The sequence below is a fragment of the Bacillus sp. sid0103 genome (assembly GCF_019219025.1).
This window is the reverse complement of the sequence record NZ_JAHUWN010000036.1, coordinates 51993-61283: the sequence shown is the minus strand read 5'-3', so window position 1 is coordinate 61283 and position 9291 is coordinate 51993. Positions and strand designations below refer to the sequence as shown.

Annotated in this window: 6 protein-coding genes, 2 pseudogenes and 1 riboswitch; of the genes and pseudogenes, 3 read left to right on the top strand and 5 right to left on the bottom strand. The window is 39.7% G+C overall.

Going from position 1 to position 9291, the window contains the following annotated elements; all coding sequences use genetic code 11:
- Positions 1-152: 152 nt before the first annotated feature.
- Positions 153-635 carry a zinc-binding dehydrogenase gene (locus KW850_RS28195; RefSeq protein ID WP_308128868.1) on the bottom strand — a complete coding sequence of 161 codons (483 nt, stop codon included), beginning with the start codon at positions 633-635 and terminating at the stop codon, positions 153-155.
- Positions 636-643: 8 nt separating this feature from the next.
- On the opposite strand from KW850_RS28195, the pseudogene KW850_RS33600 reads away from it, so the two are divergent.
- Positions 644-740 (top strand): annotated as a pseudogene (locus KW850_RS33600) (IS3 family transposase); the annotation flags it as partial.
- A 212-nt stretch (positions 741-952) separates the two neighbouring features.
- On the opposite strand, the gene KW850_RS28190 reads toward KW850_RS33600, so the two are convergent.
- From KW850_RS28190 to KW850_RS28180, 3 genes are all read right to left on the bottom strand, one after another.
- Positions 953-2110, bottom strand: coding sequence for an anaerobic sulfatase maturase (locus KW850_RS28190; RefSeq protein WP_308128867.1), 1158 nt, complete (start codon positions 2108-2110; stop codon positions 953-955).
- 64 nt (positions 2111-2174) lie between these two features.
- Positions 2175-4385 carry an arylsulfatase gene (locus tag KW850_RS28185; protein ID WP_218351034.1) on the bottom strand — a complete coding sequence of 737 codons (2211 nt, stop codon included), beginning with the start codon at positions 4383-4385 and terminating at the stop codon, positions 2175-2177.
- 391 nt (positions 4386-4776) lie between these two features.
- Positions 4777-6141: an amino acid permease gene (locus KW850_RS28180; protein WP_218351033.1), complete on the bottom strand. Its 1365-nt coding sequence runs from the start codon at positions 6139-6141 to the stop codon at positions 4777-4779.
- A 164-nt stretch (positions 6142-6305) separates the two neighbouring features.
- A riboswitch (glycine riboswitch) is annotated at positions 6306-6386 on the bottom strand.
- Between the two features lie 470 nt (positions 6387-6856).
- On the opposite strand from KW850_RS28180, the gene KW850_RS28175 reads away from it, so the two are divergent.
- Both KW850_RS28175 and KW850_RS28170 read left to right on the top strand, forming a co-directional pair.
- A complete protein-coding gene (locus tag KW850_RS28175; RefSeq protein WP_218351037.1) occupies positions 6857-6994 on the top strand; it encodes a cation transporter dimerization domain-containing protein in 138 nt (45 codons plus the stop codon).
- Between the two features lie 402 nt (positions 6995-7396).
- Entirely contained in the window at positions 7397-8641 is a 1245-nt protein-coding gene (locus KW850_RS28170; protein WP_256358507.1) for an amidohydrolase family protein, read from the top strand.
- Here the strand turns inward: KW850_RS28170 and KW850_RS33595 are convergent.
- Positions 8636-8980 (bottom strand): annotated as a pseudogene (locus tag KW850_RS33595) (sodium:solute symporter family protein); the annotation flags it as partial. The gene KW850_RS28170 and the pseudogene KW850_RS33595 sit on opposite strands and share 6 nt — an antisense overlap.
- Positions 8981-9291: the final 311 nt, after the last annotated feature.

Genomic DNA, 9291 nt, shown 5'->3' with positions numbered 1-9291 from the left:
TTTTTTTAGATAACACATAAATCATAAAAAAAGGAATGTTTTTCAGTGCCCTCGTTCAATACAGAGATCATCTTCTTAAATCTGCCTAGACTTTTTTTAAAATGTCCTTTACAAAGGGTACACTTTACCATGAGACGGTCTGTTTTCTTATTTTATATAGTTAATAGGCTGTCAGACGTATCTGCTAGTTCCTTTTGTTCTTGTGATGAAAACTCAACAACTGTTCTGCCAACGTTGATGCAATTGCAGTCATGGAAGCTGTCGAATGCTTTATTAATGTCTGTTAGCTGGATATGATCAAGGACGAGTTCATCCAGCATAAATTTGCCATCAACATAAAGCTGGGCAATGATAGGGAAGTCGCGATAAGGCTGTGTATCTCCATAAAAGCTGCCCTTTAGTATTTTACCGACGCGATGGAAGCCACCTGCTGGCAAATTGACTGCCATAGCTGGGTTAAAAGCTCCCACTACCACAACGGTACCGCCTTTTCTTGTTCCTTTCCAAGCACTTTCTGTCGCTCCTGTGTGGCCGGAGCAGTCGATAGCGAAATGAACACCGAATCCGCCTGTCAGCTCTTTTAAAGCTTCTCCTGCATTTTGTTCTGCAACATTAACCGTATGAGTAGCCCCGATTAAAAAGGAAATATATGACCTACTATAACAATTTCAGATATCAATGGAATTTAAAGAAGATGACCCCTCGTGGAATACAGAAATCATCTTCTACATGTGGCATGACCTTTTTTATAATGTCCTTTACAACGGGTACAGTTTATAGGGTTAGTTGCCTTTCTTTAAAATGAGTTGCAAGATACACTCGACGTGTGTGGACTGAGTAAAAACGGAAGCTTTAATCATAGATAAAACCTTTTTTACTTATAGAACGGTTCCCCGTAACGAATCAAAATGAGATAAAAAATCTAGTTTCATTTTAGACATGCTTCCCGGTTTCATTGTTTTTCTTTAATAATGGAAGCAGGAAATCCAGCTTGTAATCGCTGCTTCATAACTTTCATGTAAGGATCAATGTACGTGAAATATTTTTTATAGGATGCACAAAGATAATTTATTCCTGGTTCATTTTGTTCTGAAACTAGAAATCTGTGTTTTGGGCATTCACCATGGCAAGCAAATCGAACCTCACAATTTCTGCACACAGAAGGAAGAGTATCCCGCTTCCTTTTTGCAAAGGCATGCTGTGACGGCGAATTTATCATATTTAGTAAACCGTCATTAATGTTTCCCAAGCGGTATTCAGGATAAACGTAATGATCACAAGAAAACAGATCACCATTATGTTCCATCACTGCTGCTCTGCCGCACTCCTCTGCAAAAATGCAGATGGGTGAAGGAATTCCCATCCAAGAGGCAAGAGCCCATTCAAAGTTCATGACAAAAACGGAACCTACATCCTGCTGTACCCACTCATTAAAGACTTGAATAAGAAACTCTCCATACATTTCAGGCTCCACCGACCACGGTGTTACAGTGTGCAGTGCTTCTTCCATGAATAGTGAAGGAGGGGCTGCATGTCGTAAACCCATCTCAGTACCTTCCCGTTCAACGACAGGGATAAATTGGATAAATTGAATGTCGTGCTCCTTAAAAAAATGATAAATTTCCAGAGGCCTATAGGCAGAATATCTCGTAACGCAGGTAAGGATGTTAAATTCGACCTTATGCTTCTTTAAAATCGAAAGTGCCTTCATCACCAATCTAAATGTCGGCTTCCCACCTCGGTCAATCCTGTACTGATCATGGATATGCTCAGGCCCATCTAAGCTTAAACCTACCAAAAAATGATTGGTTGATAAGAACTCACACCAATCGTCATTTAAGAGGGTTCCATTCGTTTGGATCGTATTCGTGATCTGTTTCCCACCCGCATGTTTTTTTTGCAGTGACACCGCTCTTTTAAAGAAATCCAGTCCCATTATGGTTGGTTCACCGCCCTGCCATGCAAAAACAATCTCCCGTGTGTGCTGGGAGGCAATATATTGTTTAATATAAGACTCTACTATTTCATCAGACATCCGAAAAGAATGACCTTTAGGGTAATAAACCTCCTTTTCTGTGTAGTAGCAGTACTTGCAGTCAAGATTACAGATTGGACCGGTCGGCTTAGCAAGGATGAAAACTATTGATATTCCCCATATTGGCTACCTGCTTTCTCTAGAGATACAGAGTCGTTCCATTTACCTGAATGCAGATTAAATCTCTTTTTTTCTTTTTAAAAAAAGGATCCACATAAGTTTCGATAACTGCTTTCTCAATATGCCCGCTAAACGGAAATTCCGGCACCGGGTAGGTCGTACTTACGGAGGTTAATCGATCCCTGCCGATATCTAATCCCTCAACAGAAAGAACAAATGGCAACGTCCGAGGCATAAAAACGGCCCCAACCTGCCGGCCATTAATAAAGAGCTTGCCCGTTCCTTGAATGAACCTTTCTCGTCTAAATTCAAAAAAAATGGTTGAATAACCTACTGGTACTTCAAGAGAGGATTTTATTTTATAGACTGTGCCAACATAATTATATTCATAAAAGAGGTAGTTATCCTTAATATACAATGTATAACCGCTTGAATAATTACCATGTGCGATTAATACACCTTCAGCTGTACGATTCAAACGAAAGATTGGAATGGTGATGGAATAAGAAGTAAGGGTTAATTTTGGAGCAGCACTTGAGGGTAAATGGGCCATTCCGGGATATAAAATAAATATCGATCGCCCTTCCTGCAACCCTTCGTACCCTTTTCGAAATGGACGGTCATCGAGTGGCAATACCCCGAATTTCGTAGCCTCCTGCCACCACACTTCGATAAGTTCTTGTAATTTTTCCGGATAATGATCTGCAAGATTATTCTTTTGCGAAAAATCTTTGTTTACATGGTATAACTCCCATTGATCTCGATAAAAAGGAGTACCAGCTTCATGATAGGTAACGGCAACCCATCCATTCTGCCATATTGCCCGGTTTCCCAACATTTCAAAATACTGTTTTGTTCTCTTCGAGGGGGCGTACGGTTCTGTAAATGTATCGAGCATACTCACCCCATGAAACGGCATTTGTGGAACACCTTCAAATATTTTTGGAGCCTCAATGTCGAGAAGATTTAATATCGTAGGAGTAATGTCAATGGCATGATAAAATTGGGAACGAACTGCACCTGGATCGGGAATACTTTGAGGACATTGGATGATGAGGGGTACATGTGTGCCGCCATAAAACGTATCTTGTTTATAATATTTAAAAGGTGTATTCGCAACCTGCGCCCATCCTTTAGGATAATTAGAGCTTGCTTGCGGTCCTCCTATTTGTTCTATGTGATGAAGCATTTCATTTACGTTTTCTTCGACACCATTAAAGTAGGCGGAATCATTAATGGAACCATTCCAGCTTCCTTCCTGACTGCCTCCATTATCTGAGAGTAATACAATAATTGTATTATCAAGCTTGTTTTTGGATTTTAAAAAAGTGAGCAGTCTGCCAATTTGCTGATCTGTATGGGTAAGAAAGCCTGCATATGTCTGTTGGAATCTGATAAACAAGGCTTTTTCTTTCGGTATCAATTCATCCCACGGCTTAATCCTCGGATTTCGATCCACAAGTTCCGTGTCCGGCGGGATAACGCCCATATCCTTTTGACGCCTGAATCTTTCTTCCCTTATTTGATCCCATCCTTTATCGTATACCCCTTGGTATTTTCCAATAATTTCTTTTGGGACTTGATGTGGCTCATGCTGTGCTCCAAAAGCGAGGTAAAGGAAGAATGGGCGGTCCGGTGTAATTGAAATATGATCAGTCAAAAATTCCAGTGTTTTATCAACCAGATCCTCTGATAAATGATAGTTGGATGGATGTGGCCTCTCGACGCGATGATTATCGTATACCAAATCTGGTGCATACTGATCAGTCATCCCTAATAAAAATCCGTAATACCGGTCAAAGCCTTTTGAAAGTGGCCAATTTCGAAATGGCCCGCTTGAGGCTGCTTCATGCCCTGGAACAAGGTGCCACTTTCCAACCATATAGGTAGCCATTCCATTCAGCTTTAAGATCTCCGCCAGGGTGGCGGCTGACTCTGAAATTCTCCCGCGTTTATTAGGATACTCCGGGCCCCAATCTATTTCGGTTATGATTCCAACCCCGACAGAGTGGCAGTTGCGCCCTGTGAGCAGGCAGGCACGGGTTGGAGAACATAATGGAGTGACATTAAAGTTATTGTAACGGAGACCGTTTTCTGCCAAAGAGTCAATATTAGGTGTCTCTATCTCTGAGCCATAACACCCCAAAGCGGAAAAACCAACATCATCCAGGACGATATAGATGACATTAAAATCTGTTTTCTTTTCAAAATTTTTCTGGTTTTCCCTCATCTTCACCACCATCTTTCCCTAATTACTGTTTTAGAGGATTTCTAGATAATAGATTACGTATAGTAAGTAATTTATTAATGGGGGGTTTTTATTATGAAAAATCACTGATAAAAAGTAAAAAAGACTTCCTGCTTATTGCAGGGGAGCCTTGTATAAAACCTTATTTGCAGTATATGGAGAGCGCGATGGGAGGAAAAGGATAGCGCAGGCAAGTATGGCGATCCCAACTGCTCCTCTATCATTTCGCTGACGCCCTATGACATTTTCATGGACAACAGGAATGGGGATCAATTATGGAAGCTCAACAAGCCTCTAAAAAATACTCCACGAGAAAAGGTGCGTCACCTCCGGTAATTACCACAGTGAGGTCACGCACCCTTCATCATTAATCCTATGCTGATAATCTTAGCTTTTTTTCTTTTCTCCTTCTATATGAATACAATGTAAATAATAGAATAAACCATAGTGGCGTCAACAATAAGGCTGTGCGTGTAGCTTGAGCAAACAGCATGATGATGAGAATCATGGCAAACAATGTTAGAACAGCGTAATTCATAAATGGTGTAAACGGTGCTTTAAATGTTGATTTTTTCTGTAAGTCAGGTCGTGTTTTCTTATACTTTACATGACAAATTAGAATGACACCCCAAACCCAAAGAAAACATATCGCACTAATGGTTGTCACGATCCCAAAAGCTTGTTCCGGAATCAGTTTGCTCAAAAGAGCTCCCCCCGTTAGAACAAGCGTGGAAATCAATAACGCGTTACTTGGTACATGATTTTTATTCAACTTTGCAAAGCGAGTTGGCCCCTGATCATTATTGCTTAAACTAAATAAAATCCGGCTTGTGGAAAACATCCCGCTGTTACAAGCAGAAGCGGCTGAAGTTAAGACGACAAAGTTAATAATACCTGCAGCAATCGGAATCCCGACCAAGCTGAATGTTTTGACAAAAGGACTTTCTCCTGCATTTAGTTCCGTCCAGGGATTAATGCATAAAAGGACGATCAATGCGCCAACGTAGAAAAAAAGAATTCTTAAAGGAATTTTATTAATAGCAGATGGTATGTTTTTTTCCGGATTGGATGTTTCCGCTGCCGATACGCCGACTAATTCCACACCGACAAATGCAAATACAACCATTTGGAATGAAAGCAAGAACCCTGAAATCCCGTTAGGAAAAAGACCGCCATGCCCCCAAAGATTTTCAATAGACACCGTTCCTGCATCTGTCTTGTATCCCATCACTAGCAAAATAACTCCAATACCAATTAATGCGACAATGGTTATGACCTTTATTAATGCAAACCAAAACTCCAATTCTCCAAAAAGCTTAACCGTTAATAGATTGAGTCCTAATAGGATAATTAGGCAAACGATCGCAGGTATCCACTGTGGGATATCAAACCAATATCGAACATATACTCCAACTGCAATAACATCGGCCATAGCTGTCATAATCCAACAAAACCAATAGGTCCATCCGGTGACAAACGCTGCCCGCGGTCCAAGATAGTCTTCGGCAATGTCTGTAAAAGATTGATAGCCTGCTTTAGACAGCAGCAGTTCCCCCAGCGCCCTCATTACAAAAAAACAGGCGATTCCTACGATTAAATAAGCCAGTATAATGGATGGTCCGGCTAGCTGTATGGCTTTACCAGACCCCAAGAATAATCCGGTTCCAATGGTGCCGCCAATGGCGATCAGTTGAACGTGCCGATTTTCTAAATTCCTCTTTAATTCTTTTGGTTCCAATTCAAACTCCTCCTCAAATGAATAAAAATTGTTTCATGTGAAACAATGAGCAAATACTTAAACTCCATAAAAAAAGAGATTGGATGTCCTCCAATCTCTTAGGTCATAAGAATAATAAATAATATCTGTTTCGCTAACGATCGTCAGCATAACAAATAAATATTCAGTACTCTTCTGTCCTTTTGCCTGAGATTGTGAACCCTTCGGCGCCGCGGTATTCCCGCAGTCTCTCCAGAAGCTGCTCCTGCTATAGTGTGATCCATAGCAATCATAGCTTGCTAAATTATTAAATTTTTTTAATCGAGTTTAACTATTGTTAAATAATTTCTAATTTTAGTAGTATTCTTGCAATATGTCAACAACGAAAAATAAAAACAATTTAATCTGTTTTTAGCATTTCCAAATACTAGGTCATTTTTTTAGTAAAACTCTTGGAACACTGTTTTGTTTATGTTTCGTATATATTCAAAATAGTTAGTAAGCGATTTTTTCAGTAGCAATGTCTCACCTTGCTTATTGATAGGTTTAATCGCTTCTTCATCTCAGTGCATTTCCTCAAAAATCGATGCCACAAGCTCCGGATCATTTGAAAGGAGAATGCCAAGGTTTTGTATTTATGATTTATGTCTTCGTCGACGTACATTGATTTTACTTGACAGAACTTAACTCCCCATTTAAAAAACATTACCAAATTATTAACTTTTTAGTTTGATAGATTAAGCTGGGAATACGAAATTGTTGTCGCTCTAATCTGGATATTCTCGATGCACATAATATTTCTACTGGTGTCGAAAATATACTTCAGAAGAAACACGGGCTTTATGATGTTCATGTCCATGTTGAACCTAATTGACGAAATTGGCATAAAATCCATTGTATAAAATGCCTATATATAATCACTGAATTTTGGTTTAAGTAACCAATGACTTATAAATACATTCATTTTAAAATGATAATTGTTAAAATTTTCTAAAACATAAAAATTATGAAATTTTTACTTTGTTTTCTCAATCAGTTTATTTTAATTTAATTCAAACATTTCCAAAGGAGGACTTAGTGGATGATACAAGAAAACATAAGCTTGTCACGGCGGAAGTTTTTAGGTAACGCTGGAAAAATCGGAGGGGCTTCTGCCATTCTCGGTGTTACCGGAACGATGGAATTATTGGCACCTGAAATGACAAGCGCGAAAGCTGCACCAAATAAGGATGACCATACACATAAAATAAAAAAACCGAATAAAAATAGCTCTTACATGCTTTTGAATGTTCGATTGGAAAGCGGCTTTAAATATGAAAACGGAGAAGTGGCTGCAACCGAATCTGTATTACGCAACATCCGCGTCGATAAAGGCAGGATTACGAAAATACTAGATGTAAACTCCCCTTTAGAAAAAGATATTGCTTGCTATGATGCAAAAAGTATGCTCTTGCTTCCTTCTTTTAGAGATATGCATATTCATTTGGATAAAACCTATTATGGCGGCCCTTGGAAAGCAGCAGCAACAAGAAAAAATGGTATTTTTGACATGATTGCCTTAGAGCAGAAATTGCTCCCGGAATTACTCCCAACCGTTCAGGAGCGTGCAGAGAAATTAATTGAACTAATTCTCAGCTACGGCTCTACGTATGTTAGAAGCCACTGCAACATTGATCCAGTCGTTGGTCTTAAAAATCTTGAGAAACTAAAGCTAGCCTTAGCAAATTATTCAGATAAAATTTCTCATGAAATCGTTGCTTTCCCGCAACACGGCTTGCTTCGCTCAAATGTAGAGGGACTGTTACGCGATGCCATGAAGCTCGGCGTTACACATGTTGGCGGACTAGATCCAACCTTAGTAGACGGGGATATGGAAAAATCACTACATACCATGGTTCAAATCGCAGTGGACTACAAAGCAGGCATTGATATCCATCTTCATGAAGGCGGTGAAACAGGATTAAAGGCCATTCGAAGATTAGCAGATTTGACAGAAGAAGCTGGTCTGCAGGGAAAAGTGACAATCAGTCATGCTTTCTCTCTTGCATCATTGGCAGCAGGTGCAGACGTTGCAATGGCAGACCGTCTTGCATCGCTAGGTATCTCCATAGCATCTACTGTTCCGATCGGCAAAAGTGTAATGCCAATTCCACTCCTTCAGGAGCGGAAGGTGAATGTCATGCTTGGCAATGATAGTATTACCGATCACTGGGATCCATTCGGGATAGGTGATACGCTGCAGAAAGCACATCTTGCAGCACAACTATATGGATGGAAGAACGAATACAACCTGTCTCGAGCACTTTCCCTTGCTACAGGCGGGATTACCCCTTTAGATGAGTCTGGTAAGCAAGTATGGCCAAGAGTCGGCAACGATGCAACAGGAGTACTCGTTCCTGCAAGCTGCTCTGCTGAAGCTGTTGCCCGACTGCCAAAACGTGCTGCCGTACTGCATAAAGGCACTCTGTCCTCGGGGACGCTGGATAACGTGAAGACTAAAATCCAATACACTTCTAGATAAATCAACCTCATCCCCCTTCAAACCGGGAATTTGAAGCATAGCGGCAAAACCGGCAAAGAACACAAAGAGGAAGATAAGTTGATATAATGGCATAATAATTGTATTCTTGCGGAACGTTTTTTCGTTTTTTCCTGAATAAATGGCGCCGAATGCATGCGGATACATATAAAAACCAAGAGAAGTTAGCAAAACCGTAGAAATAAACCATGATATGCTTAATCCCTGACTAGGCAAAGTTAAAAAACCAGACTTCGCTTGATCGATCGCTTCAAACATGGGCTGATATCCACCATAATAATGAAGCGGTAAATATATACCTAAAAATACAGTAACTCCTAGGAAATGAGCTGCTGAGCAGTCCGTTTTTATTTTGAAAAAATCCTTTTAAACATTGTGTAATGTGACAATAAAGTTATTTAATTTTAAAACTCCAAATACTTATAACCCCGTTCTGAGTTAGGGCGGGGTTATAACAAAGTTGTTTAATTTTTGATGTAAAAAACTTCACTGCACTTAAAAATATAAAAATAAAGTCGTTTAAATCTAAGAGTTATTACATAATCGCGCCCTATTGCTTAATAATGATTTGCATTTTATTTTTTAGCGTGCCAATTTCCTCACTCAACTTAGGAAATTGTTTCTTAAAAGTT

Excerpts from the sequence above, each read along its gene's own strand:
- KW850_RS28185 (WP_218351034.1), bottom strand. The coding sequence starts at position 4,385 with ATGAGGGAAAACCAGAAAAATTTTGAAAAGAAAACAGATTTTAATGTC.
- KW850_RS28170 (WP_256358507.1), top strand. The coding sequence starts at position 7,397 with ATGCTTTTGAATGTTCGATTGGAAAGCGGCTTTAAATATGAAAACGGA.